Origin of the sequence: Candidatus Methylobacter oryzae (assembly GCF_003994235.2) — a bacterium.
Taxonomy (GTDB): Bacteria; Pseudomonadota; Gammaproteobacteria; order Methylococcales; family Methylomonadaceae; genus Methylobacter_A; species Methylobacter_A oryzae.
On record NZ_RYFG02000026.1, the window covers coordinates 17,677 to 42,147 of the forward strand.

Annotated in this window: 28 protein-coding genes; 5 read left to right on the forward strand and 23 right to left on the reverse strand. The window is 46.3% G+C overall.

Translation table 11 applies throughout. From position 1 onward, the window contains the following. Positions 1-23: 23 nt before the first annotated feature. A complete protein-coding gene (locus tag EKO24_RS05670) occupies positions 24-419 on the reverse strand; it encodes a group II truncated hemoglobin (RefSeq protein WP_127027238.1) in 396 nt (131 codons plus the stop codon). A 243-nt stretch (positions 420-662) separates the two neighbouring features. Between EKO24_RS05670 and EKO24_RS05675 the strand changes: the two genes are divergently transcribed. Further along, positions 663-1,331, forward strand: a complete 669-nt coding sequence (locus EKO24_RS05675; protein WP_127027237.1) for a Bax inhibitor-1/YccA family protein — start codon at positions 663-665, stop codon at positions 1,329-1,331. Between the two features lie 64 nt (positions 1,332-1,395). Here the strand turns inward: EKO24_RS05675 and EKO24_RS05680 are convergent, their stop codons facing one another. The 16 genes from EKO24_RS05680 to EKO24_RS05750 all read right to left on the reverse strand — a co-directional run bounded on the left by EKO24_RS05680 (position 1,396) and on the right by EKO24_RS05750 (position 14,276). Beyond that, positions 1,396-1,815, reverse strand: coding sequence for a DUF2802 domain-containing protein (locus EKO24_RS05680; protein WP_127027236.1), 420 nt, complete (start codon positions 1,813-1,815; stop codon positions 1,396-1,398). Next, positions 1,815-1,973 (reverse strand): hypothetical protein, encoded by a 159-nt coding sequence (locus EKO24_RS22620; protein ID WP_162853329.1) that lies wholly within the window; start codon positions 1,971-1,973, stop codon positions 1,815-1,817. The genes EKO24_RS05680 and EKO24_RS22620 overlap by 1 nt, the downstream gene beginning before the upstream one ends. A 66-nt stretch (positions 1,974-2,039) precedes the next feature. Continuing rightward, positions 2,040-2,891 (reverse strand): flagellar motor protein MotD, encoded by an 852-nt coding sequence (motD, locus tag EKO24_RS05685; protein WP_127027235.1) that lies wholly within the window; start codon positions 2,889-2,891, stop codon positions 2,040-2,042. A 3-nt stretch (positions 2,892-2,894) separates the two neighbouring features. Next, positions 2,895-3,650, reverse strand: a complete 756-nt coding sequence (locus EKO24_RS05690) for a flagellar motor protein (RefSeq protein ID WP_127027234.1) — start codon at positions 3,648-3,650, stop codon at positions 2,895-2,897. 31 nt (positions 3,651-3,681) lie between these two features. Next, positions 3,682-4,407, reverse strand: a complete 726-nt coding sequence (locus EKO24_RS05695; protein ID WP_127027233.1) for an RNA polymerase sigma factor FliA — start codon at positions 4,405-4,407, stop codon at positions 3,682-3,684. Then, complete coding sequence (locus EKO24_RS05700; protein ID WP_127027232.1) at positions 4,404-5,237, reverse strand: MinD/ParA family protein; 834 nt, start codon at positions 5,235-5,237, stop codon at positions 4,404-4,406. Before EKO24_RS05700 ends, EKO24_RS05695 begins: the two co-directional genes overlap by 4 nt. 31 nt (positions 5,238-5,268) lie before the next feature. Beyond that, positions 5,269-6,822 (reverse strand): flagellar biosynthesis GTPase FlhF, encoded by a 1,554-nt coding sequence (gene flhF / locus EKO24_RS05705; RefSeq protein ID WP_127027231.1) that lies wholly within the window; start codon positions 6,820-6,822, stop codon positions 5,269-5,271. Positions 6,823-6,839: 17 nt separating this feature from the next. Further along, the gene (gene flhA, locus EKO24_RS05710) at positions 6,840-8,942 is read right to left on the reverse strand and encodes a flagellar biosynthesis protein FlhA (protein ID WP_127027230.1); all 2,103 of its coding nucleotides are present in this window, start codon (positions 8,940-8,942) and stop codon (positions 6,840-6,842) included. Between the two features lie 5 nt (positions 8,943-8,947). Further along, positions 8,948-10,072, reverse strand: a complete 1,125-nt coding sequence (gene flhB, locus EKO24_RS05715; RefSeq protein ID WP_127027229.1) for a flagellar biosynthesis protein FlhB — start codon at positions 10,070-10,072, stop codon at positions 8,948-8,950. Positions 10,073-10,080: 8 nt separating this feature from the next. Continuing rightward, the gene (fliR, locus tag EKO24_RS05720) at positions 10,081-10,854 is read right to left on the reverse strand and encodes a flagellar biosynthetic protein FliR (protein WP_143733181.1); all 774 of its coding nucleotides are present in this window, start codon (positions 10,852-10,854) and stop codon (positions 10,081-10,083) included. Between the two features lie 3 nt (positions 10,855-10,857). Then, positions 10,858-11,127 (reverse strand): flagellar biosynthesis protein FliQ, encoded by a 270-nt coding sequence (fliQ, locus tag EKO24_RS05725; protein WP_127027227.1) that lies wholly within the window; start codon positions 11,125-11,127, stop codon positions 10,858-10,860. Between the two features lie 21 nt (positions 11,128-11,148). Then, a complete protein-coding gene (fliP, locus tag EKO24_RS05730) occupies positions 11,149-11,907 on the reverse strand; it encodes a flagellar type III secretion system pore protein FliP (RefSeq protein ID WP_127027226.1) in 759 nt (252 codons plus the stop codon). Continuing rightward, complete coding sequence (gene fliO / locus EKO24_RS05735; protein WP_127027225.1) at positions 11,900-12,355, reverse strand: flagellar biosynthetic protein FliO; 456 nt, start codon at positions 12,353-12,355, stop codon at positions 11,900-11,902. Before fliO ends, fliP begins: the two co-directional genes overlap by 8 nt. After that, on the reverse strand, positions 12,355-12,732 hold the full coding sequence (gene fliN, locus EKO24_RS05740) for a flagellar motor switch protein FliN (RefSeq protein ID WP_127027224.1): 378 nt from the start codon (positions 12,730-12,732) through the stop codon (positions 12,355-12,357). The genes fliO and fliN overlap by 1 nt, the downstream gene beginning before the upstream one ends. Before the next feature lie 46 nt (positions 12,733-12,778). Continuing rightward, on the reverse strand, positions 12,779-13,774 hold the full coding sequence (gene fliM / locus EKO24_RS05745) for a flagellar motor switch protein FliM (protein WP_127027223.1): 996 nt from the start codon (positions 13,772-13,774) through the stop codon (positions 12,779-12,781). A 1-nt stretch (position 13,775) separates the two neighbouring features. Further along, the gene (locus EKO24_RS05750; protein WP_127027222.1) at positions 13,776-14,276 is read right to left on the reverse strand and encodes a flagellar basal body-associated FliL family protein; all 501 of its coding nucleotides are present in this window, start codon (positions 14,274-14,276) and stop codon (positions 13,776-13,778) included. 437 nt (positions 14,277-14,713) lie between these two features. On the opposite strand from EKO24_RS05750, the gene EKO24_RS23090 reads away from it, so the two are divergent. Then, a complete protein-coding gene (locus EKO24_RS23090) occupies positions 14,714-15,442 on the forward strand; it encodes an Hpt domain-containing protein (protein WP_241674406.1) in 729 nt (242 codons plus the stop codon). 53 nt (positions 15,443-15,495) lie between these two features. Here the strand turns inward: EKO24_RS23090 and EKO24_RS23095 are convergent, their stop codons facing one another. The 4 genes from EKO24_RS23095 to adk form a co-directional block, all read right to left on the reverse strand. Continuing rightward, complete coding sequence (locus EKO24_RS23095) at positions 15,496-16,254, reverse strand: FimV C-terminal domain-containing protein (protein WP_241674407.1); 759 nt, start codon at positions 16,252-16,254, stop codon at positions 15,496-15,498. Between the two features lie 22 nt (positions 16,255-16,276). Continuing rightward, positions 16,277-18,499, reverse strand: coding sequence for a type IV pilus assembly protein FimV (locus EKO24_RS05760; protein ID WP_241674408.1), 2,223 nt, complete (start codon positions 18,497-18,499; stop codon positions 16,277-16,279). 42 nt (positions 18,500-18,541) lie between these two features. Continuing rightward, positions 18,542-19,564, reverse strand: coding sequence for an aspartate-semialdehyde dehydrogenase (locus tag EKO24_RS05765; protein WP_127027220.1), 1,023 nt, complete (start codon positions 19,562-19,564; stop codon positions 18,542-18,544). Between the two features lie 242 nt (positions 19,565-19,806). Further along, positions 19,807-20,451, reverse strand: coding sequence for an adenylate kinase (adk, locus tag EKO24_RS05770; RefSeq protein WP_127027219.1), 645 nt, complete (start codon positions 20,449-20,451; stop codon positions 19,807-19,809). Between the two features lie 198 nt (positions 20,452-20,649). Between adk and EKO24_RS05775 the strand changes: the two genes are divergently transcribed. Both EKO24_RS05775 and EKO24_RS05780 read left to right on the forward strand, forming a co-directional pair. Continuing rightward, the gene (locus EKO24_RS05775; protein ID WP_127027218.1) at positions 20,650-21,126 is read left to right on the forward strand and encodes a CBS domain-containing protein; all 477 of its coding nucleotides are present in this window, start codon (positions 20,650-20,652) and stop codon (positions 21,124-21,126) included. Positions 21,127-21,194: 68 nt separating this feature from the next. Further along, positions 21,195-21,761 (forward strand): DUF1415 domain-containing protein, encoded by a 567-nt coding sequence (locus tag EKO24_RS05780; RefSeq protein ID WP_127027217.1) that lies wholly within the window; start codon positions 21,195-21,197, stop codon positions 21,759-21,761. 1 nt (position 21,762) lies between these two features. Here EKO24_RS05780 and EKO24_RS05785 read toward each other — a convergent pair whose 3' ends face one another. Further along, positions 21,763-22,452, reverse strand: a complete 690-nt coding sequence (locus EKO24_RS05785) for a TPR end-of-group domain-containing protein (RefSeq protein ID WP_241674409.1) — start codon at positions 22,450-22,452, stop codon at positions 21,763-21,765. A 271-nt stretch (positions 22,453-22,723) separates the two neighbouring features. Here EKO24_RS05785 and EKO24_RS05790 point away from each other — a divergent pair, with 271 nt between their 5' ends. After that, on the forward strand, positions 22,724-23,023 hold the full coding sequence (locus EKO24_RS05790) for a DUF2288 domain-containing protein (RefSeq protein ID WP_127027215.1): 300 nt from the start codon (positions 22,724-22,726) through the stop codon (positions 23,021-23,023). Between the two features lie 11 nt (positions 23,024-23,034). On the opposite strand, the gene EKO24_RS05795 is transcribed toward EKO24_RS05790, so the two are convergent. Next, positions 23,035-24,363, reverse strand: a complete 1,329-nt coding sequence (locus EKO24_RS05795; protein WP_127027214.1) for a DEAD/DEAH box helicase — start codon at positions 24,361-24,363, stop codon at positions 23,035-23,037. Between the last annotated feature and the right edge of the window lie 108 nt (positions 24,364-24,471).

Genomic DNA, 24,471 nt, shown 5'->3' on the forward strand with positions numbered 1-24,471 from the left:
GGAGCGCGGCGCGCCCTACGTCTCTATTCATCCTGATTAATCATATGCGTTGCCAATTGCTGCAATGCCTGGGTTAAATTTTCCCTAAAACTTGCATTCATAGGTATTTCATTTAAGGCTTTATTCATGCACAACATCCATTGATCCCTGGCGCTGGCGTCTATCGCAAAAGGAAAATGCCGTTGCCGTAACCTTGGATGCCCGTATTCCTGAATAAACAAATTGGGGCCGCCGAGCCAGCCGGACAAAAATTTGAACAGTTTGTCATGCGCATCCGACAAATCCGCTGCGTGCATCGCCCTAATTCCGGACGCCTCCGGCAAAGTGTCCATAAAAAAATAAAACCGCTCAACCAAACTGCGTATCGCCGTTTCTTTGCCTATCAGCTCATAAGGCGTTATTTGTGTGTTTTCTGTCATAATCCGGCACTGCAAAAAAAATCATTGTTTAAAGCTGAGTTGAGCAGCTTGCCTGCTCAAACGAAACTTATGCCCTCTGGGTATAAAGCTGAGTTGAGCAGCCTGTCCGCTCAAACCCTACTTATGCCTTCTGGGTATAATAAACCGATATTCTACTAAATATTCTTACCAAGACGGTCAAACTCTTGTAAGATTTAACGGTCTATCTTTTCAAACCCTTTATTTCCAAGGAGTCTAAATAAAATGAGATTAAATACTGCGATTTCACGTCCGGAAGCCGACATACTGTCGACCAACAAGGTTCTGAGAAATACCTATTTATTATTGTCGATGACGCTAATATTCAGCGCTATGACGGCAGGCGCAGCGATGCTTTTCAATCTGCCGCATTTTAGCCCTATCATTACTTTGGTAGGCTATTTCGGCCTGTTGTTCTTGACCACTAAATTCAGCAACAGCGGTTTGGGCCTGGTTTTTGTTTTTGCATTAACAGGCTTTATGGGCTTAACTCTCGGCCCTGTTTTAACTATGTACGTTAAAGCTTTCAGCAATGGTCACGAATTGATCATGACAGCATTGGGCGGTACAGGCGTTATATTCCTGGGGCTTTCAGGTTACGCATTAACGACGCGTAAAGACTTCAGCTTTATGGGCGGCTTTTTGATGGTTGGCGTACTGGTGGCGTTTCTGGCGGGCCTTGCGTCTATATTTTTCACTATGCCGGCTTTATCGCTAGCGGTATCGGCCATGTTCATTTTGCTGATGTCAGGTATGATTTTATTTCAAACCAGTGAAATAATTCACGGCGGCGAGACTAACTACATTTTGGCGACTATTTCGTTATATGTCTCTATCTACAACCTGTTCCTGAGCTTGTTGCAACTGTTAGGCGTATTTAGCGGCGAAGATTAAGATTTCGGCTAAAAAAAGCCCGGCTACCGTCCAACGATAGCCGGGCTTTTTTATGGGCCGTTTTTTACGGTTGGGTTTTAGAACCATGCAAGCGAATCAATAAAGCGGCTTCATCATGACTCAGGCCTGAGTTTTGCATTAATTCATTAACACTCGCACCGCTTCTTACTTTTCGAATATCCCCACTATACGGGTGAGAAGATTGATCAATCTGTTCGACTTCGGCAAGCTTTGCCGCCAAATCGTCAATCTGCTCATAAGTAGCGGTTATTTGGCTATCCACGGCAGCTATTCGGCTATCGACCGTCAACGCTGCGGAACACAAGCCGGCAATATCGTTGCTGTTACCTTGAACAATATCGTTAAGAGCCTGATAATCGTTTTTAAGTTTTAGTTGGCCCCGCACCAACCAGCACAGCACCGCGAACATAACAACAACAATCACACTCTCAACAACAAGAGCTATTATCAAAGGATTATTCATCAAACAATTTCATCAATATGTCGAATAGGTTCAGCACGTTGCTCTCTTGGTTCTTGCTTTTTCCTGCGCTGTCGTTTCTCGGGATGATGCTCATCCCGCTCAATTTTCTTAGGTTTTATAACCGGTAAAGAGGGTAATACGGGATATATTTCTAACATACCAACCTCCTAAAACTGATATTGGAGCGATTTTGTTAATATTAGCAGTTATCCATGAAATCGGCATCATGGTTTACTGACAGCAGCAGACGGCGCCAGATTTAATAATTTGGCGCGCTCTTCATCGCTAGCGCCATAGCGGGCAAAAGCCTGGGACATCAATACCAGAACCACTCGCCTGTTCTTAAACCGGCCCAGCTCTGTCTTGTTATCGTCAATAGGATGAAATTCTCCATAACCAATTGCCGACAAACGGGCAGGATTAATGCCGTCCTTAACCAACTCATGCACAACGCTGGTTGCGCGGGCGGATGACAAATCCCAGTTCGACCTGAATTTGATATTCTCGATCGGAACATTATCGGTATATCCTTCAATATTAATCATATTTGGCAACGCCTTAATCACTTCGGCAATTTTTTTCAACACCGGTAGTGATTTTTTCGATAATTCCGATTCACCGCTCAAGAACAGCATTTCGCTGTTCATCTCCAGCTCTACCCAATAGTCGCTTTTTTTAACAGCGATCAGATCCTCATCGATAAAAGGCGCAAGAACCTGTTCGAATTGCTCTGACGCCCGGCCCAACTGTTCTCTTTCCTCTAATATTTCCTCGCTCAGTTGACGCTCTTCTTCACCTGCTACCGTTGTCATTGGATTATCTAACACAATCGGTTGAATAGTTGTCGGCAATGAGCCTATCTGAATGGGATTAATCCTGTTGCCTTGCTGTTCATTCGAAAATGCTTCACCTAATGAATCCGCCAAGGACTTATATTTTCCTTCATTGACCGAAGATATGGCGTACATGACCACAAAGAAAGCAAACAGCAGGGTTATAAAATCCGCGTAAGAGACCATCCATCGATCACGATTATTAGTATGCGCTAGCGGTCTTTTCCTGCGCCTCGCCGTCATGATCTAATCTTTATAGGAATCATGCAGATAACCGCTCAATTTCAGCTTAATATTTCTTGGGTTTTCGCCATCCGATATAGAGATAATGCCTTCAGCCAACATTTCCTTCAGCAGAGTCGATTCAAGCACATGCGCTTTTAATTTATTGGCAACCGGCAAGAAAATCAGATTGGCGGAACCGACGCCATAGATAGTCGCAACAAAAGCGGTTGCAATGCCCTGGCCTAACAATTCCGGGTTAGTCAAATTCTGCATGACATGGATCAAGCCCATTACCGCGCCAAGAATTCCGATTGTGGGCGAATAACCGCCCATTGCCTCGTACAATCCTGCCGCTTGCAGTCCCATGCTTTCTTTAGAAGAAATATCTAAATCCAATATTTCGCGAATCACGGCAGAATCAATCCCGTCAATCAACAACTGCAAGCTCTTTCTTACAAAGGGGTCTTCTTCATTCGGCAAGGTATCTTCAAGACCTAACAAACCTTCCTTTCTCGCCAGATAGCTCCAATGAATTATCTGCTCAATTTGCCCGGAAAAATTCATTTTCTGCGGTCTTAATACCCACGGAAGCATTTTGAGGCTTCTGATAAAAATGGCCGGTGGAAATTGCAGTAGTGTTGCGCCAACCGTCCCTCCGAAAACAATGACAAGCGCAGGCACATTGACTAGCGAACTGATATCGCCACCGTCCAGCGTGACTCCCAATAGAATCGCACCGATGCCGACAAAAACACCCGCAATACTTAGAATATCCATTTTTAGTTTTCAGACTGCTAACTAAAAACTATCAATCGGTCCATTCAGACAATCTTGAACGCAATCTCAACACGGCCTGAGTACTGATTTGGCTGACTCGGGACTCACTAATATTTAAAATTTCGCCTATTTCGCGCAAGTTAAGTTCTTCATCATAATAAAGCGATATAACCAGACGTTCGCGCTCGGGTAAGGCCATGATCGCATCCGCCAAGGCTTGCTGAAAACCTTCGCGGCTTAAGCCGTCCACGGGCTCTTCTTGGTAATCCAACGCTTCATCCAGGTAACGATCCCCATCCTGCGCCAATTCTTCGACACTGAATACGCGACAGCTGCTTGAGTCTTGCAGAATATGATTATATTCGTCAATGGATATGCCTAAATACTTAGCCACGTCGACGTCTTTCGCTTCGCGCCCGGTTTTATTCTCAATTGCCCGGATCGCGTCGCTGACCATCCGCGCTTTTTTATGCACCGAACGAGGGGTCCAATCGCTACGCCTGACTTCATCCAACATAGAGCCGCGGATACGAATACCGGCATAGGTATCAAAGCTGGCTCCTTGCGAAGCATCGTAATTCTTGATGGCTTCGAGTAAACCGAGCATTCCTGCTTGTATCAAATCGTCGATTTGAACGGAATCGGGCAATTTACTCAACAAATGATAGGCAATGCGTTTAACTAATGGCGCATGCTGCATGACACGCTGATCGGTGCCTCCAGCCTGGACCGAAGTGTACATTGCCACGCCGTTCATGCGACATCCTTTTGGGATCCGTATTGAATCATTCTTTCAATAAAGAACTCAATATAACCACCCGCCTGAGTCTTTAACGGCCAAGTATTAATTCTTGAGGCTATTGCCTTCAGCGCGAGAGAAGCCTTGCTTCGAGGAAATCCCATAACAACAGGGGTTTGTTTTTGAACAGCTTTGCGCAAATACTCGTCATAAGGTACTGCGCCGGCGAACAACAAGTTAACATCCAGATAGCGGTCCGTTACTTTGCTTAACTTCTGAAATAATGCATGGCCTTGCTGCACAGATTGAACCATATTGGTTATTACATGAAACTTGGACAAGCCATAATCCCTGTTTAGCAATTTAATAAACGCATAAGCATCTGTTAACGATGTCGGTTCATCGCAAACCACTACGATAATTTCCTGACAAGCGCGGGCAAAATTAACCACACTCGCCGATATTCCGGCCGCGGTATCAACAATCAACACGTCGATATCCTGGTCGATTTCGCTAAAAGCATGGATTACTGAGGCTTGTTCAACCGAAGTCAGTTCAGACATCTTTTGAATACCGGATGCGCCGGGGATGATCCTTAAGCCGGCCGGACCTTCCATCATGATTTCATCTAATGTTTTTTCCCCCGCCAGCACATGAGAAAGGTTGAATTTGGGATATACGCCCAACAAAATGTCAACATTAGCCAATCCCATATCGGCATCCAGTAGTACCACCCGCTGTCCAATTTGCGATAGCGCTATGCCCACGTTAACCGATAAGTTCGTTTTTCCTACACCACCCTTGCCGCTGGTGACGGCAATAACCCGAATGGGTTTGACTGTATTCATTTTTCTTATCCCAGCTGCTTGATCAGGTTGTTTATGCATAGCCTTGCGCCGCCCAAGCTTCGTTATTCATATCGTTGTAATCACTTTCCTCATCCAGCTCGGCCACACATTGTGCGATTAAAGTCCGAGCGCAAGGACTATGCATATCTTCAGGTACTTGCTGTCCGTCGGCAATAAAAGACAGCGGCAAGTTATTTTCTATGATTGAAGATACGGCCGAGCCAATCGTTGCCGCTTCGTCAAGTTTAGTCAAAATACTGGCTTGCGGTTCAAAAACATCGAAGGCTTTGATAATTTCATTCATTGCTTTGTATTCAGTAGCAGCCGACATAACCAAATAGGATTTAATTGCTTGTCCGCTTTGTTGTAAGGTATTGATTTGCTCAACCAGTTTCATATCGCGTTGGCTCATACCGGCGGTATCGATCAGGATAAGCCGTTTGTCTGAAAAGCCATTGATCAGGTTATGCAATTCTGCTGCGCTGGATGCGACCCGAACCGGAACGTCAAGAATCCGTCCGTAAGTATTCAGTTGCTCATGAGCACCGATACGGTAATTATCGGTAGTAATTAAAGCGACTTGTCTTGGACCGTGCTTTAAAATGAATTTAGCGGCCAACTTGGCAATCGTTGTTGTTTTTCCTACGCCGGTGGGACCTACTAAAGCAGCAATGCCGCCATGTTGGAGTAAATCATCGTTAGCTACCGGCAATACTTTAGCCAACAACTCTTGGGCTTGAGCAAAAACAAGTTCAGGGTCGGTATGATTGGGAAAACGGTTCGCAATTTTAACGCTCAGTTTTCTTGAAATGCTCATACCGGCCAAGCGTTGCAGCAAATCAGCCCGAACCGGATTAATTTGCGCCAAAGCGCTAACGCCGGATAGTTTGGAATCCATCGCAGACCTTAATGATTTAAGCTCTCTGCTCATTTCCATCAGCAAGCTATCTGACGCACTGCTTTGTTTTTCGGCCGGCATCGCTATTTGCATAGGTCTTTCCACCGGCTTGGGTCTTTGAGCCGCAGAAGCTCCCAATGGCTTAGCAGTCTTGGCCGTTACTGTTTCCAAGTTTCCACGCAGGTGCACTTTTTCCGCATAGCCGACGTATTCGTCAATATTCCGACGGCCGGCAACGTTGCCGGAATTGGTAGAGAAGCGGTTCGGCTGGCCGCCTGGAATCGTAGAACTGCTCTCGCTAGAGAAGCGTTGCGTACGGTTGCCGTAGGTAGAGGAAGCGTTGCTGTCGCTAGAAAAACGGTTCGCCCGTGCCGGAGCGCGCTCAGGCAAAAAACCGTCGCTGCTTTGTTTTCTTTGGCTGCTTAAAACATGTAAACGATTCTTTTCCGCTTCAAAATCAGGTAGTTCGAATTTTCTGGTTTCTTGAGCAGAGGATTGTTGTTGCTCTTCCGCCTGTTTTTGCAATTTGCTCTGGATCAATTGCTCATCAAAATCGCGTGCGGCGACGATTTCTACCCCACCGTCAACCGATTTATTTGACATGATGACTGCATCTGCGCCCAGCTCCTCTTTAACCATTCGCATGGCTTGGCGTATATCCTCTGCAAAAAAACGTTTAATTTTCATAACTAAAGCCTCATGTACTATGTTCTTCGTCCGACACTTGAAACCACTCTAATCTGGCGGTCGGCTGGTATTTCATTGTATGCCAGGACATGTAATCCGGGTATGGAATGGCGAACGAACCGGGATAACCACGGACGAATATAAGAAGAAACCAACAACACCGCCGTTTGTCCTTCCATTTCCATTTTTTGCATACTTTCCTGAAGTGATGTGTGCATTTGTTCTGCCAACCCTGGCTCGATTCCGACACCGCTTTCACCTGCTGTTTGCAAAGATTTATGCAACAACTGTTCCAACTCATGATCCAGTGTAATAACCGGCAATTCATCCTGCATGCCACTGATTTCATGGATAATTAACCGTCCCAACGAGGCCCGCACTGCCGACGTCAGGATGTCGGGATCTTGACTTCTCATCCCGTACTCCGCCAAAGTTTCGACGATGGTACGCATGTCGCGGATAGGCACGCGCTCTTGCAACAGATTCTGCAATACCTTGACCACGACGCCCAACGGCAACGTCTTCGGCACCAAGTCTTCAACCAACTTAGGAGCGGATTTAGCCAGATTGTCGAGTATCTTGTTCGCCTCTTCATATCCGAACAGCTCATGCGCATGGGCCTGCAGAAGATGGCTTAAATGAGTCGCCACGACAGTACCGGGATCAACTACAGTATAGCCCAGAGTTTGAGCATGATCTTTTTGATGCGGCTCTATCCATACGGCGTCCAGACCGAAAGCCGGATCTTTACAGGCATTACCCTTTAATACGCCGAAAACTCGCCCCGGATTAATCGCCATCTCCATTTCCGGCATGATTTCAGCCTCGCCTACCGTCACCCCCATCAACGAAATTCTGTAGGCCGTCGGGCTTAAATCGAGATTATCCCGGATATGCACCGATGGAATTAAAAAACCCAACTCTTGGGAAAGCTTTCTTCTTACGCCTTTAATACGAACCATCAGCTGCCCACCCTGGTTCTTATCCACCAACGGAATCAGGCGATAACCGACCTCCAAACCGACCACGTCAACCGGCATCACATCGTCCCATCCCAACTCTTTGGTCTCGGGAGCAACCGTATGCGGCAGTTGTTCTTGCGGGTAATCGATAGCAACCAATGCCGCTTCTTTATGCTGTTTCTCAATATAATACGCGGCACCGCCTAAAGCCGACGCCAGTAAAATAAACACCAGGTTCGGCATGCCCGGAATAATACCCAACGCTCCAACTACCGCTGCTGTCACTGTCAATGCTTTAGGATTTGCAAATAACTGGGCCGAGACTTGCTGGCCAATATTTTCGCTGCTGCTACCGACCTTGGTAACAACCAGCGCCGATGCTATCGACAATAACAAGGAAGGAATTTGCGCGACTAAACCATCGCCGATAGACAGTAATACGTAAATCTTCCCTGCCTCGGCAAAACTCAAATCGTGCTGAATAACGCCAATAGCCAAACCGCCAATCATGTTGACGAATAAAATAATAATCCCGGCGATCGCATCGCCTCGGACAAACTTGCTCGCACCGTCCATTGAACCGTAAAAGTCGGCTTCGGTAGCTACTTCGGCGCGCCGTGCGCGCGCTTCATCCTGTGTCAACAGACCGGCATTCAAATCCGCATCAATGGCCATTTGCTTGCCCGGCATCGCATCCAGCGTAAACCTCGCTCCGACCTCGGCAATCCGCCCGGCGCCTTTGGTGACGACCATGAAATTGATGACGATTAATATCGCAAAAACCACCAAGCCCACGGCAAAGTTACCGCCGATAACGAAGGCGCCGAAAGCTTCAATCACCTTGCCGGCCGCATCGCCGCCCTTATGCCCTTCCATCAGCACAATTCGCGTCGAAGCCACATTCAGCGCCAAACGCAATATCGTTGCAAGCAGGATGACGGTCGGAAACGACGCAAACTCCAGCGGCTTAAGCGTATAAACGACGACCAGCAGAATGATTAACGAGAAAGCGATGTTAAAGGTAAAAAACAGGTCCAGTACGAATGCCGGCAACGGCAATATCAACATCGACAAGACCATGACGATAACTAACGGCGCTCCCAGCTCGGCCTTGCCCAGCACCGCTAACGCCGATTTTAATTTAGCTAAATAATCCATACCCGTTAATCCCGTCTAAATTCGTCAGGCACGCTAATATTCTCCGGCGGTAACGGTACGCGCCAATCGTTTTTATTTGCTGCTTTTAACTGATACACATAGGCAAGTATTTGAGCCACGGCCAAGTAAAGTCCCTGAGGTATTTCCGCATCCAACTCGGTCGAATAATACAATGCCCTGGCTAATGGCGGAGATGCCACCAGCGGCACATCGGCGCCTATCGCTGCGTTACGGATCTGTGCGGCTATCAAGTCAACTCCCTTGGCAACCAGCTTTGGCGCGCTATTCGAATTTTGGTCATATTTTAAAGCCACTGCGTAATGACTGGGATTGGTAACAATAACGTCCGCTTTCGGCACCTCAGCCATCATGCGATTTTGCGCCATCTCCATTTGCAGCCTGCGCTGCCTTCCTTTTATCTCAGGACTACCTTCGGATTCTTTATGTTCGTCCCTGATTTCCTGCTTGGACATTTTCATATTTTTACTGAAATCCCACAATTGATAAGGCACGTCAATCATAGCTATCAACACCAATGAGGCGCTGAGCAGTAAAAAACACATACCGATAATATTCAATGCATGGCCGATTGACTGATCTAGTGTCTCGGCGCCCAATCCCAGCAATTCATCGATAAAGTCTTGATATAAAACAACTGCAACGCCAAAAACCAATAAAACTTTCAACAATGCCTTAAACAGCTCAACCAAGCCTCTTACCGCAAAAATCCGGGCAATCCCTGTAATAGGATTCATTTTTGACGGTTTAAAAGCCACGGCCTCCCAACTGAATACCCAGCCGCCTATTGATATGGGCGTGATAATCGCAACAAGGACCATCAACGCTAAAAACGGCGCGATCAACATAACGCCGTCGATAACAGCTTGCTTAAAATGCAATATCAGGCTGGTTGGATCAAAAATAGTGGCACGGCTTGGCTGAAACTCAGTCTTCATCATATCCAACAGCCCCTTACCGATTTTTCCTCCCTGCATCAGCAAGAATGCCGCGCTGACTATCATCATCGCAAACGTATTAAGCTCTCGGGAGCGGGCAATTTGCCCTTTCTTCCTGGCGTCGGCTAAGCGCTTACTGGTGGGGTCTTCGGTTTTATCTTCGTTATCTGCCATGACTTATTCTACAAGCGCAGCAATTGCCCGATCAGGTCGTAACCGTCCGTCAACATTCCGGAAAACTGCTCCATCACATCGGGTAATGTTTTCCAGACCAACAGCAGTCCCAGCATCAACGTTACCGGAAAACCGACAGAGAAGATTTGTAATTGCGGAGCCGCCCTGGCCGCGACCCCAAAAATAATATTAACCAACAACAAGCTGGCAACGACAGGCATGGCCAGCAATAAGCCGCCCGCGAACATCCTGCTGCTCCACATAAGGATTGACCAAATGCCGTTCGCGCCGATCGCATCGACGCCAATGGGCAAGGTTTTAAAACTATCCAGCAACATTTGTATCAACAATAAGTGCCCGTCGAGGCTGATAAAAATCAACGTGGTAATAATCGTATAAAGCTGTGCAACGACCGGCACCTGCTGGCCGCTTTGCGGATCGACCATTGTCGAAAAACCCAAGCCCATGCTTAACGCGACGCTTTGCCCTGCAAAAACGACAGCCGCAAAAACCAACTGTAAAATAAACCCACTCGTCAAACCGATCATAACCTGCGCAACGGCCATCATAAATCCCTCATGGCTGAACATTTCGATATTCGGCAAAGGCGGCAGCAAGGGCATAATGACCAGCGTTATTGCCACCGAAACGATCAGCCTGACCCGGGCCGGTACGTCTTTAATGCTGAACAACGGCACCGATACAAACATCGCCCCGATACGCATCAACGGCCATATAAATAAAGCCGCCTGACTGAGAATTTGCGCTTCAGTAAAATCCAAAACTCAACCGATTAAATGCGGAATATCGCGAATCAAGCCCTGAAAATAATCAAGGAACATTTGCAGCATCGCCGGCCCCATAATCATCAACACAATCCCTATGACGACTAACTTGGGCACAAACGTCAATGTCGCCTCATTAATTTGCGTCGCCGCCTGGAACATCGCAATAATTAGACCTACGATCAAAGACGGCAGTAATACCGGCGCCGTCAACTTGACGGCAACAATCATCGCCTCCTGCCCAACCATGAAAACTGTTTCCGGTACCATAACTTACCTTGCGAAGTTATATCAGCCAATATAAAAACTTGCTGCCAACATTTCCATGATCAAAGACCAGCCATCAGCGAGAACGAACAACATTATTTTAAACGGGAGGGAGATAATCATCGGCGACAACATCATCATACCCATGGACATCAGCACGCTGGCAACTACTAAGTCGATGATTAAAAAAGGCAGGAAAATCAGGAAGCCTATTTGAAATGCCGTTTTTAGCTCACTGGTTACAAAAGCCGGCAACAATAAAGAAAACGGCACGTTTTCAGCCGACTCCAATTCTGCCTTGCCGGAAATCCTGATAAATAATTCCAAATCGGCTTCCCGGGTCTGTTTTAGCATAAATTGCCTGAACGGTTCGGAAGCTTTCTCGATTGCGACATCCACATCGATTTTATTTTCCATATAAGGCTGGACGGCTTCGGCATTCACCTTCTCAAAAACCGGCATCATGATGAAAATAGTTAAGAACAGCGACAAGCCCAACAGCACCTGATTACTTGGCGCTTGCCCGGTCCCTAGAGCCGTTCGGAGCAAGCTTAGCACAATCATGATCCGGACAAACGAAGTCATCGTCAACAACAACGACGGCAACAGCGTTAACAAGGTCATTAACGCCAGAATCTGGATCGTCACCGTATAAGTCTGCGCACCTTGTTTGCCTGTAGCGACGGTGACCGCTTCAATCCCTGCTGCCGCATAAGCGGGTGTTTGAATCAGCAAAAACGCAATGCAGATAATCAGCACGCGGGGTAAAAGACTTTTAACCATTGGCTTGCCCCTTCATCACTTGCTTCACAATTGCACTGAATTTGCTATCTTGACCGGCAGCCGCTCCTGCATCCATGCAGTCGTTATTATTTAAACAATCTTCACCTTCCAACACATGCAAAGCGTCTATACGTCCCGGTGTCACGCCCAACACAAGCTGCTTTCTTCCAACCTGAAGCAAAATAACTTTTTCCCGCACTCCTAGCGATAAAGCGCCAACCACGCGCATTTTTTCTGAGCCATGGGTGGAAATTCCGCTTAACTTGCGCATTCCCCATACACAGAAAAAAAACACAGCCAAAACTACCAATAGACCGGCGGCCCAATGAAGCATGTCTCCGGAAGAAATCGTCCTGACTGTCTGTTTTGGCGCGTCGGCATCCTGCACAGCAAAACAGGCAGGCATCCAACAGAGCGCCAGCCACGCGATAATTATTTTCACGGGCATCAGGCTAATCTTTTAACCCGTTCCGACGGGCTGATAACATCGGTTAAGCGAATACCGAATTTATCATTGATCACCACTACTTCACCATGCGCAATCAGTGTACCGTTGACCAAGACATCAAGCGGCTCCCCTGCGAACCGCTCCAACTCTACAACCGAGCCCTGATTTAATTGTAAAAGATTCCTGATATTAATCTGTGTCCGGCCAATCTCCATGGAAATGGTAACGGGAACATCCAGAATAACATCAAGATTAATTTCATCACTTGCGGCAGACGATTTTTTATCATCAAACTGATTATTAAACTCCTGGAATGCGGCAGCCTCAAAGTCGTCCATTGCTTCGCCATCCTCAGGTATATCCGGATATTCGCTCATCTTATCTCTCAATCTAATAGTGTTATGACCAACCCGTCAGGTTGATTCAAATCTTTACCTTATCAATAATCTGTACTGCGTAATTGCCGTCCGATATGCCGACTTTCCCCTCGAAAACCGGAATTCCCTCGGCTTTAATAATCACCGTTTCCGGCATATCAATAGGTATTACATCACCTTTTTTTAAACGCATAACGTCTCTTATGGTCATGCTTTTTTCCACCAGAAGGCTGTTTATACTCACTTCCGCTCTCAACACTTCCGCTCGCAAAGCATCCTGCCAGCCACCGTCAACCTCACCGCTATCGCTACTGATCGCATCCAGCAGTTCCCGGATAGGTTCAAGCATCGCATAGGGCATCGCAATATTGACGTCTCCGCCCCCGCCTTCGAGCTCAACGTGAATGGTAGAGATCACGATAATCTCTCCAGGCCCGATAATGTTCGCAAACCGTGGATTAATTTCCGCGCCTACATATTCAAAATCGAGCTCCATAACCGGCTTCCAAGCTTCCTTCAAGTCCTTGAAAATCATATCGATGATAATCCGGACTACCCTCATTTCAGTTGGCGTAAACTCCCTTCCTTCGGTCTGGTTATAGAATTGCCCCGCGCCGCCGAAAAAATTATCCACCACGGTGAAAACAAGCCGCGGGTCAATAACTATCAATGCCTTGCCGCGTAAAGGGTTAAACCGAACGATTGTTAGATTGGTCGGAACCAGCAAGCCTTGTATATATTCGGAAAATTTTTGAACTTGGATGCCGGATATAAAAATTTCTGCCGACCGGCGTAGAAAATTGAATAGCGAGATGCGGATAAACCTTGCAAACCGTTCATTAACCATTTCCAGGGTCGGCATACGGCCGCGAACAATTCTTTCCTGGCTTGCAAAGTCATACTCTCTGACAATGCCTTTTTCAGAAAACTCTTCCGTACCGGCTTCGGGATAAAAATCGGATTCATCCTCTGTTTCAATATCCCCGTCGCTGACACCATTTAGCAGCGCATCAATTTCTGCCTGTGAGAGTAAATCACTCATGTTATTGCATTACAAATGACGTAAAAAATATCTCTTTAACCCGCCCCTTCCCTGCCATTTTTACTACAACCGCGCTAATATCGTCCAGCATGGCTTTACTTAACATCTCCTTTCCTTCCCGAGTATTCAAGCTGGCCGGATCCTGCGCCCCAACCAGCATTAACAGATTATTACGTATCATCGGTTCATTTTTTTTCAGAACCTCAATGGTTTCAGCCCCTTCAACCAATACAGACAACGTAATTCGTCCATGTTTAGCTGCCGCACCTTGCGGAAAATCAACAACAATGGGCTTATTACTCATATCAAAATAAAGCATTTCCGCATGAACAGGCTCTTCATGATGTTCAGCTTCTTTTTCGGTTTTGGCTGAATCCCCTTTCATAAGGAAGAAGGTGACACCGCCGCCGGCTGCTAATAGAATGACTGCCGCGACAATCATGATGATCAGTTTTTTAGAAGAGCCTTTAGCCTCTCCGCCTTCTTGTCCACGCTCAGCCATGTTACAAACCCTTTAGTTTTAATCGGTAATTAAGCAATTTATAAACCATAGAACAATAGTTTTTATAAAACAAAGTATTAAATTTTGCCAACAGGCCATCTACATCGACATCCATGAATAAGGCTGGCAAAGAGCCGCATACCGTCATTGACCGGCATCATAAAAACCAAATCATACAAGAAAAAAGATCCTTTTAAAAGAACAGGATAGGAATACTTGTAAATGTTAATAATTAACTATCCGGAATGGTAATTATAAGACTCGGATAGTGAAATAAATACGGGAGCCTGCGGTTTATAAATAATGCCGCCATAAAACCGACATCCGACTGCACGCAATAAAATGAATCGTCTATTTTTGCTGAAACCGCCATCAAGACATTACAAAAAGACAATTTTTAACAACAATGTGCAATTCCTCATCCATGGGTAAATGAAATGTTGTCGAACACAAAACCGCACGAACAATTTATTGTATTAATAGCAGGTGATATTGGAGTTAATCATTCGTCACTGAATTACCCGCATCCTTATATTATTGCCGCCAAACAATATAAGGATATTTTACAGCTCATTGCATCGACTCAATTCAACCTGATATTACTTGATCTAAATGCGGACTATTTAAAACTTATGCCCCGCATTAAAAATCCTCTTAGCCTGAACAGCAAAACGCCGATTATTGCTATCGATTCCCCGTCAGACGGCAATCCTCAGTACGAACAACAATATTCGATAGTTTTCGATGATAGGCTGGTTGGCCCGATAACGGAACAACAACTGAATGAAATTATAGATGCTTGGCAAATAAAAGCCGTAGCTCTAGGCTATATTCGGATGATCCTGATTAAAACCAAAAACAACCTGAGGCTTACCCGAACCCTTTTTGAAAAGTTGTTCGAGGAACTCCCTTTGCAAATTACCCACATCAAAGATGCATTGGAGAACAAGCAATATGGCCTTGCCCAAGAAATTACGCACAAATTGAATGGTTCGGTAAGTTTTTGCGGCTTAACTGACATTCAGCAGTCGGCAAATGCTCTGGAAGGCTGGTTATTAAACAATAATTATGCAAATGCACATCGGCACTTTCCGATACTGCAACAACACATCTTAAACCTTACGCGTCATCAAGAAACTATTCTGGAAAATATCGATAAATGCTGAGCCCATAAAAAAAGCCCATAATGGGCTTTTTTTATGGTTTATAAGATATGATTTTATTTCAACTCGTCCAGCAGGGCTTGAGCTGCCTTTTTTTGCTCATCATTACCCTGCTCAAGCACTTCTTGAGCAATATCTTTAGCTGCGTCTGCGTCGCCCATATCGACATAGGCTTTTGCCAGATCCAGCTTCGTTTCTAACTCGTCCATATCGGTGAGATCGGAAACGCCAAACTCATCATATTGACTAGACTGGCCACTTCTGGATAGAGGCTCGTCCAGATCAAAATTAAAATCAAAATCGTCGTCAAAATCTTCATTAAAATCTAATGCCTTATCCAACGAAAAAGCAGGCGAATCCGCATTCTCACTGTTCTCTAAGACATTAAAACCGAAATCCTCGATTGTTTCCGATTTAACATCATCGGAGCTAAGATTAAACTCAAAAGATTCAATGTCCTGCTGCTTATCAGTTAATTGTGTTTCTGATAAAGCGCCAAAAATAGCCGAGTCTTTTTCGGCTGCATCTGAAACTTTGGTATTCATTGAAAATGAGCCAAGATCAAAATCCACTTCTTCTATATCGATACTTGGGGTTTTACCCGCAATACTTTCTTTCGTTTCACCCGCATCCATTGAAAACGAACTTAAATCAAAATCAATTTCCTCTATATCGATACTTGGGGATTTATCCGCAGCAGCCTTGCTTTCTTCCGCATCCATTGAAAACGAGCTTAAATCGAAATCAATTTCCTCTATGTCGATATCTGGAGATTTATCCGCAGCAGCAGTCGCCTTGCTTTCTTCCGCATCCATTGAAAACGAGCTTAAATCGAAATCAATTTCNCGGTGCATCAGCAAAAGAGTCGGTCTCGGATAAAATTGGCCCGGAATCTCCTACATTATTTTTTGACTCAGATACTTCCTTAACAAAGTCAGCATCTGCTGGCCGTCCGGAAAAATCCTGGCCCGCCGCCGCACTCTCCTTGGCAAAACTGACTCCGCTCGCGCTAGCAATAACACCCTCATCACTATTTTCAATGAACGTATCGTCGGCTACAGCAAACAGCTCTTGCCCAAAAGAGAACAATGGCGAATCAGGGCAGATTTCTCTTCCCATCTCGGCCGCTTTTTCCCAAAACTCGATCTCGTCCTGTTTACCCGCGGCTACCAGTTCATTGGCGTAGTCTTCAAACGCCTCTTTATTTTCATTAGCATAAAAAATTTCCAGTAATTTCAGCTTACATTCGTCGCGATTAGGCTGATCTTGAATGGCTTGCCGTATTAATTCCTCAGCCTGTTGATAACGGCCGTAGGCAAGATAAACATCAGCCTCGGATATAGGATCAATTTCCCCCTGATCGGTATCGAACGAATCAAAATCACTCGGTGTAAATTCACTTAAGAAAGAACTTTCGCCAACCGTACCTACATCATGAAGCGCGCCATCTTCAACAACCGGCACCGAAAGACTTTCATCAACTTCAGGTGTTTTAGATATGCTGGTAGAGGCGAACATGCTTTCCGTATTCGTTTCTTCGTCGACTTTACGCTTCCGCCACCAAAGGCCGCCAAGCAATGCCAAAATCGCGGCTCCAGCTCCTCCCACAGTCAAATAGTATGAGTCGAGAGAACTGCTTACTCCGGGTTGTGGCGGAGCGGCTTGCTGCACTGGCTGCACTGGCTGCACTGGCTGAACTGGTTGAACTGGTTGAACTGGTTGAACTGGTTGAACTGGTTGAACTGGTTGAACTGATGGTACGGCAGACTGTTGAGTAGCGGGCTGCGTTTGTTCTTCGGGCTTAATTGCAGTAACTTCGCCTGAGGCTAAACCCGTTGCTTGAGGAGCCGGTGCTACTTTGTCGGTTGGTTTGTCAGTTTCCGCGATCTCGCTCGATACCGTTTGCTCTTGAACAAAAGCATTCTCCTGAGACTTATTTTGTAAAGCCGCGAGCTGTTGATCTTTTAAAGCGATCAGTTCCTGCATCATTGCCAACTGTTTTTCCAACACCGCAATTTTGCTTCGTATAGCGCTATCATCAGACGAGACATCGCCATCGGTCTTGCCTTTACCCGCAACCTTCGCAATTACTGAAGATCCGCCGCCTGCTTTCTTATCTGCACTTGTCTGTTCATTAACCGATGCTACAACGGCATGATCGTCGATCGCCGCTTTAGTAGGAGCAACCAGAGTTAACTGATTATTGCCGGGCCCTTCGGCTTTGCCCGGCGCAGACTTCTCTTTTACGGTTTGCTCATGAGCAGGAACTGCAGCCGAACGATTTCTCCAGGCTTTTTTGTGCCGGTTGAATTCTGCCAATGCCTGATTGCGGGATAATTTTAGAACCGCCTCTTTTTCGGGAATCTTTAACATTTTCCCGGACATGAGCGCATAAACATTCCCTTTATAGAAAGCTTGAGGATTTGCTTCATAAATCGCAATCATCATTTGCTCTACAGAGAAGTCGTTCTGTCCTCTTGCGCGTTCGGCTACGCTCCAGAGCGTATCATGCTCAAGCGTAGGCCCGTATTCACCCTCGGTACTCTGCCCATTGGCATGCGCTTGAACTTGAGCTTGATATTGAGGAGTAACAGCCGATGGCCGCTCAGTACTGGTTGAAACAGGAACTGTGGCTTGGTTGTAAACTGAAGGTGGATCCACCAGCACAGTAAATTCACGATATAAATTACCTTTAGGCCAGCTCACTTCGAGCAAAAAGTCCAAAAAAGGTTCTTTTAAAGCTTCCCTCGAAGTCAACTTGATAATTGCAGTACCATTTGGACGAGTAACTGTTTCAAATTTGATTTTCGACAGAAAATAAGTCCAGGATACCCCCGCTTCATCAAACTTCTCAGGCGGAGCCAGATTTACCTTAATGTCGGATAGGCTTTCGCCAGACAATGTTAACCCAATCTCAGCATTCAGGTTTTGATTCAGGGCCGAGTGCAATTTAATATCACCAACGCCTAAAGCATGACCACTAGCAGGTGCCAACAATGATACAACTGCTAAAGTTTTAGTTAAGTTGCGCACCTTGCCCTTCTTCACAATAGTTACCACAATTCCTTACCGCATCCAGTCAAATATGTAGACAAGCTTAGACTAGATGTAATTTTTTACCAGCACTTCTGCTATTTGCACGCTGTTAAGCGCCGCGCCTTTACGAACGTTATCGCCGACCACCCAAAGGTCGATTCCTTGGGGATGCGATATATCTTCGCGAATACGGCCGACAAACACATCGTCATTGCCCGAAGACTCGGTCACTGCCGTTGGATAACCGCCATCTTTACGCTCATCCATCAGTGTCACGCCGGGGGCCTTTTCAAGCAGAGCCCTTACTGTAGCGGCGTCAATTTTTTCACGGGTTTCAATATGCACAGCTTCGGAATGTCCGTAAAAAACAGGAACCCGAACCGCAGTCGCATTAACCAGAATACTGTCGTCGCCCATGATTTTTTTGGTTTCCCAAACCATCTTCATTTCTTCCTTGGTGTAACCGTTGTCCATGAAGACATCAATCTGCGGCAATACGTTAAAAGCGATCTGTTTAGGATAGACGTTTGTAGTAATAGGTTGCATATTCAACAAGTTCGCCGTTTGCTTAGCCAACTCTTCGATAGCTTCTTTACCGGTACCGGAAACAGCCTGATAGGTGCAGACATTGATTCGCTGAATCCCCACCGCATCGTAGATCGGCTTTAGCGCGACCAACATTTGGATAGTCGAACAATTCGGGTTAGCGATAATGCCCCGATTTTTATAATCGGCGATTTTTTCGGGATTAACCTCAGGCACTACCAGAGGAATATCATCGTCGTAACGGAACTGCGAGGTGTTATCGATCACTACGCAGCCGGCTGCTGCCGCTTTAGGCGCATATTCAGCCGAAACGGATGCGCCTGGAGAAAACAAACCGATCTGGGTCTTTGAAAAATCAAAAGTGGCCAAATCTTGTACGACTAAAGAGCCGCCTTTAAAAGGGATTCTCTTACCTGCCGAGTTGCTGCTGGCCAACGCATAAACTTCGCCAACCGGAAAATTGCGTTCTTCCAAAATAGACAGCATCGCTTCGCCTACTGCACCGGTAGCCCCAACCACAGCAACATTATATAGTTTGGTCATCTTATCCGTCCTTCTGTGCAACTAAAATAGATGATTGGTTCCACAGCGTGGCCGGTAAAACTGCAACTTTCTTCGTCATTAACTTTAAAACCTTTTTATTTTGAAATTTAAACACCAATAATCATCAAACATTTTCAGTGTCGGCATTGCGTAAATTGGATTTCAACCTTTTGAAATCCAACATTCGACGCGCCGATATACCGGACTAGCAACAGTATGGCGGCAATGACCGCCAACCCAATTTACGCATTCCCTAAAGCGGCAAAAACTTTTTTGGTAATTTCATCGACGCTGCCGACACCGGCTATCGAACTGAACTTAACCTTCTGCTCCGGCGCAGAATAATAGCCAACCAACGGCTTAGTCTGTTCATGGTAAACACTCAGCCGTTTGCGCACGGTTTCTTCTTTATCGTCATCGCGTTGAATCAACGGCTCGCCGGTCAGATCGTCAAGACCTTCAACTTTAGGCGGGTTAAACTCAACATGATAACTACGTCCCGATTGTAGATGAACCCTTCTGCCCGCCATGCGTTTTACGATTTCCTCATCTTCGACGACAATTTCAACAACCGTATCGATAGTAACGCCCATCGCTTTCAATCCCTCGGCCTGTGCAATGGTACGAGGAAAACCATCCAACAAGAAGCCATTCGCACAGTCGGCTTCAGCAATACGCTCCTTAATCAACCCTAAAATAATATCATCGGAAACCAAGCCCCCGGCATCCATCACTTTTTTTGCTTCAATGCCCAACGGCGTGCCTTCCCTCACGGCAGCCCTCAACATATCGCCCGTTGAAATTTGCGGAATAGCATATTTTTCAGTAATAAATTGAGCTTGAGTTCCTTTACCGGAACCGGGACTCCCTAACAGGATAATGCGCATAACTAACTCCATTGTGTCGCCAGGACAGATTTAGACTTTAAAAATAACGGCTCGCGTAGCTGGGATTAGCTTAATCCTGCCTGCAAAACCAAACAAAACGCAGCTTGCTATTTTATAACACATCAAGTTTTATCTCTTGTATAAATACGCTTATTTCCCTATTCTTGTTCAGTTTTTACATTACTCAGGAGAATAATAATGCGTGTTGAAGATTTAATGACTTCGAAAGTATTTACAGTCGAACAACACGATTTGATCGATCGTGTCTTTTTCTTGATCCATTACGAAAAAATCCGTCATTTACCTGTCGTTGAAAAAGGCAAAGTTATCGGCATTGTATCGGACCGCGATCTATACAAAGCTCTGGGCCCTAAAAGCAACTCAAACGCAATCGAAGCGGCAACAGGTACCGGCATAACAGAGCTCCATGTTGTCCCTAAAAAAGTGCAGCACATCATGCACCGCGGAGTCATAACTGTTAGCCCCGATACTTACGCATCCGAAGCGGCGGCAAAAATGGCCGACAATAAAATCGGCGCGTTGCCTGTTGTCGATAAAGACAACAAACTGGTTGGCATTCTATCCGCTACCGATATACTCCGGGTTTTCTCAAAAATCGAAAAAGCAAGCGAAGCAAGAGAAAACAGAATCGCAACAGGTAGCAGTCATCAATAAAATGATGTTTTGCATCGTCTCAAAAGCCCCTGCACAACGGGGCTTTTTTGCTTTAACGGTAGCCAACCATGACACTTAAAACGCTTTCCGACCAAGATGTTAAATCCGCAACCCAAACTTGGTTGAAATCCGTCATTATTGAGTACGGCATTTGTCCGTTTGCCGGACGCGAACAGGAACGGGGCAGTATTTATTTCAGCATCAACCGCGACATAGAAACTGAACAATGTCTGTTACACCTGATAGATGAATGCGAACGGCTAAATAAAGAAACGGATATTGAAACCACGCTATTGATTTACACCGAAGGATTTGCAGAATTCGACGATTATCTGGATTTTGTTGAAATCGCCGAATCGCTGCTGATTGAACAAGGCTATGAAGGCACTTACCAACTGGCAAGTTTTCATCCCGACTACTGTTTCCAAGGTAGCGACGAGGACGATGCGGGCAATTACACCAACCGGTCGCCCTACCCGATGCTGCATCTGCTGCGGGAAAGCAGCATAGAGCGTGCCGTCGCTAACTACCCCGATCCTGAAAACATCCCGCAACACAATATTGAATTAACCCGGAAATTGGGCTTGGCTAAGATGCAGGCTTTATTAGCGGCCTGTTATCCGGTTAATCCATAGATTAATTTTTGACGACCGCTTCGTCGGATTCAACTGCAACGTCAGCGTTTTCATTAAGCGGCGCACCTTCATCGCCCGCAACTGTATAATCAGCGGCAGCTTTGAACGGAGTAACATCCGCTTCGTCTTTAACCGGTTCTTCGTTTGCAGTTACATTTTCAACTTCAGCTGTTTCGATAACCGGCGCATCGGCGGCATTTTCATTGACGGCCGCTTCTTCAATAACAGCTTCCGGCTTCTTATTTAAAGACTCCATAAAATCGACAAACCAATCATGGTTCCTGATACTCTCCAGATCAGGATCAGCAAGAATATCAGCTGCTATTGGCAAATACCCTTTATTTTTAGAGACTTCCAAGGCATTGTGGCAAGCCTCTTTCTCGTTCCTTAAAGCATAGATGCAAGCCAAATTATAGGAAGCCGCGCCAGCCTGAATGGAATTAGCTTTCTCAAAATAGCTTTTCGCCATTTCGTATAAGCTGTCGTCAGGCTTGACTCTTTTGATGCGCGCCAACTCCATATAAGCAAAGCCTCCATCCAATGCCGCAGCGAGATAAGCCTGCTCAATAGTCAGGCAAAAGGAGAATTTAGCTATCGCATCCTGATAAATATTAGCTGCAAGCTCGCCCGACTTGCTTCTCGCCTGATGCAATAAAGCCAATCCCCAGTTATATAAAGCTTCAGCAATCAACGGCTCATTGGCGACGACTTCCGCGTAATCCTGGTAAACCTTTTTAAACAACTGATCGGCTGCATGACCGCCAATGTTACGTGCTTCGGCTGTTTGCTTGATAGCGGCATTCAACTTGGCTTTCTTTGATATTGACTCAAAAAACGACATGATTTATCTCTCTTGACTTAGTAATTTATAATTGCTCACTATAGAATAACAGTTGATCAGACACCCACGCCATGCAAATGTGTAAATAACACATCACCCACATATAACAATAGAGAAAGTCATGAATGAATCAAACAGTTGCGATATTGCCAGAGAAAAAGTGAACCTGGAAACATCGCAAATTGCCTGGAAAGAATTACAACGTTTTTTTGCCGGCGGCGTTGCGGTATTTGTCTCGCCGGAACTGGATCTCGTCGATGTGGCTTACCAGTTCTCTATCGACAATAAAGATCAAGTTGCTTCATGGATGCAAAACAATCAAGTTGCACTGGTATCCGATCAACAAGCAATTACCTGGCTTGAGGCCGATGCCGATGTTTGGGCCGTCGTCGTCAAGCCTTGGGTGCTTGTGCAAGAATAAGCCGACTCGTTTCAGGCAATATCTTGCCTTACCCCCCTTCCCCTCGAACCCGACCTGCCGCCTCTCGTTTCACCACGCTTGTTACCTCCGGCCGGCTTAGCGCCGCGGCTGCGAGCTGCCGGTTTTTTAGTATGACGATAATCTTTTTTACCGGTATTTTTATTCGGCGCATTCTTTTTAGGCGCATCGATCACTTTCAATGAAACCGGTTCATAACCGGTATCGGCCACGCGCGGAATTTGCCGTTTCAACAGTTTTTCAATCTCGGCCAACATCCAAGCTTCCTCGGGACACACAAGCGACAAAGCCTCGCCGCTTGAACCGGCGCGTCCGGTACGGCCGATCCGGTGCACATAATCTTCCGGCACCTGCGGCAAATCGAAGTTCACCACATGCGGCAAATCGTCGATATCCAGCCCGCGCGCGGCAATATCGGTAGCGACCAGCACCGACACTTTGCCGGTTTTGAACATATCAAGCGCCTTGTTGCGCGCGCCCTGGGTTTTGTCACCATGCAGCGCCGCGGTACGGATGCCGTCCTGGATCAACTGTTTTTCCAAGCGGTCGGCGCCATGTTTGGTGCGCACGAATACCAGTACCTGCTGCCAATTATTGCTGCCGATCAGGTAGGACAGCAATTCACGCTTGTATTCGCGATTAATGCCGTAAATACGCTCCGAAACGGTATCGGCCGTCGCATTTTGCCTGGCGACTTCGACCTCAAGCGGATTATTCAACAACTGCGCCGCCAACGATTTAATCGCATTAGGCACGGTGGCGGAAAACAGCAGGCTCTGCCGTTGCTTGGGGATCAGCGCCATCACCTGCTTAATATCGGGCAGAAAGCCCATATCGAGCATACGGTCCGCTTCATCGAGCACCAGTATTTCGACATTGGCCAGATTGACATTGCGCTGCCGCACATGGTCGATCAAGCGTCCCGGCGTTGCCACGACAATATCGCAACCGCGGCGCAATTGACGCGTCTGTATACCGATGCTCGCACCGCCGATCACCGATTCCGCATGGAACGGCAAATGGGCGCCATAGGTTTTTACGCTCTCAAAAACCTGTATAGCCAACTCGCGAGTCGGCACCAAGATCAGGGCGCGAACACGGCGCGGCTTTTGATGCGGATCGTGATTCTCGAGCAAGCGTTGCAATAACGGCAACGTGAAACTGGCTGTTTTTCCGGTCCCGGTTTGCGCACCGGCCAATACATCCTTGCCTTCAAGAATCAACGGAATGGCTTTTTGTTGCACCGGCGTAGGCGTGACATAGCCTTGGTCGGCTACGGCTTTAAGGAGTTCGTCGGTTAAACCAAGCTGGGCGAAAGACATTTTTTTAAAATCTCAGGTAAATGGTGAAGAATAAAAGGTTCAAGACTAAGGACGCGCCGCCCGAAAGGTCTCGATTTGGTTAAGTGTAACTATTGAGCTTCGGCGTCG